Origin of the sequence: Streptomyces sp. 15-116A, from assembly GCF_025290915.1 — a bacterium.
GTDB lineage: Bacteria > Actinomycetota > Actinomycetes > Streptomycetales > Streptomycetaceae > Streptomyces.
Map to the genome: position 1 here is coordinate 1 of NZ_JAOCQE010000527.1, position 1522 is coordinate 1522.

Annotated in this window: 2 protein-coding genes; both read left to right on the plus strand. The window is 75.0% G+C overall.

All coding sequences use genetic code 11. From position 1 onward, the window contains the following. Positions 1-637, plus strand: a 637-nt coding sequence (locus N4P33_RS35145; RefSeq protein WP_260830967.1) for an ROK family protein, incomplete at its 5' end; no start/stop codon positions are given. A gap of 149 nt (positions 638-786) precedes the next feature. Continuing rightward, on the plus strand, positions 787-1522 hold a 736-nt coding region (locus N4P33_RS35150), incomplete at its 3' end, for an NAD(P)-dependent oxidoreductase (protein WP_260830968.1).

Here is a 1522-nt window from a genome sequence, read left to right on the forward strand (position 1 = left end):
CGGGCCCGCCTTCGCCGCCAACGACGTCAACCTCGCCGCCCTCGCCGAACACCGGCACGGCGCCGGGCGCGGCTCGCGTGACCTGCTGTGCGTGGCCACCGGGCACCGGGGCGTCGGCGGCGCGCTGGTCCTCGACGGGCGCCTGCACAGCGGCAGTTCGGGTCTCGCCCTGGAGGTCGGCCACCTCACCGTCAACCCCGAGGGCCGCCCCTGCCACTGCGGCAGCCGCGGCTGCCTGGACGTCGAGGCGGACCCGCTGGCCCTGCTCACCGCGGCCGGACGCGCCCCGGGCCCCGAGATGTCCCTGCTGAAGCAGGCCGAGGAACTGATCCGCGGCCACTACGACGATCCCGCCGTCCGTACCGCCACCCAGGCCCTCATCGACCGCCTCGGTCTTGGCCTCGCCGGACTGGTGAACATCCTCAACCCGGACCGGATCATCCTCGGCGGACTGCACCGCACCCTCCTGCAGGCCGACCCCGAGCGGCTGCGCGCCGTCGTCGCCGACCGCAGCCTGTGGGGCCGCAGCGGCGGCGTCCCGATCCTTCCCTGCACCCTGGACCACAACAGCCTGGTGGGCGCCGCGGAACTGGCCTGGCAGCCGGTCCTGGACGACCCGCTCGCGGCGCTCGCGTAGCCCACGGCCGGGAGCGGCGCCGTATGCCGGAACGAGCGCGCCGACGCACCGCCGTCCGCGCACAATGATCCGGAGCACCTGACGAATCCCGTGCGACGTCCCGCGACTCACGGGCACCCCACCGACCGTGACGACAGAGAGCCGAGGTCATGACCGACAAGCTCACCGTGAGCGTCCTGGGCACCGGCATCATGGGCGCGGCGATGGCCCGCAACCTCGCCCGGGCCGGCCACACCGTCCAGGCCTGGAACCGCACCCGCGCCAAGGCGGAACCCCTGGCCGCCGACGGCGTTCGGATCGCGGACACCCCGGCCGACGCGGTCGACTCCGCCGACGTCGTGCTCACCATGCTGTACGACGGCCCGGCCACCCTGGAGACGATGCGCAAGGCGGCGCCCGCCCTGCGCCGCTCCGCCGCCTGGGTGCAGTCCACGACGGCCGGGCTCGAAGGCGTCGCCGAACTGGCCGAATTCGCGCGTGAACACGGCCTGCTCTTCTACGACGCCCCCGTCCTCGGCACGCGCCGGCCCGCCGAGGCCGGGCAGCTGACCGTCCTCGCCGCCGGCCCGGCCGAGGGCAGGGACACGGTGACGCCCGTGTTCGACGCCGTCGGCGCCCGCACGGTGTGGACCGGCGAGGACGGGGCGGCGGGCAGCGCGACCCGGCTGAAACTGGTGGCCAACAGCTGGGTACTGGCCGCCACTTCGGCCGTGGGCGAGGCCCTCGCCCTGGCCCAGGCCCTCGACGTCGAACCCGCCGACTTCCTCGGCCTCGTCGCGGGCGGCCCCCTCGACATGGGCTATCTGCACGCCAAGGCCGGCCTCATCCTCGACGGCCGCCTGTCCCCGGCCCAGTTCGCGGTGACCACCGCCGCCAAGGACGCCC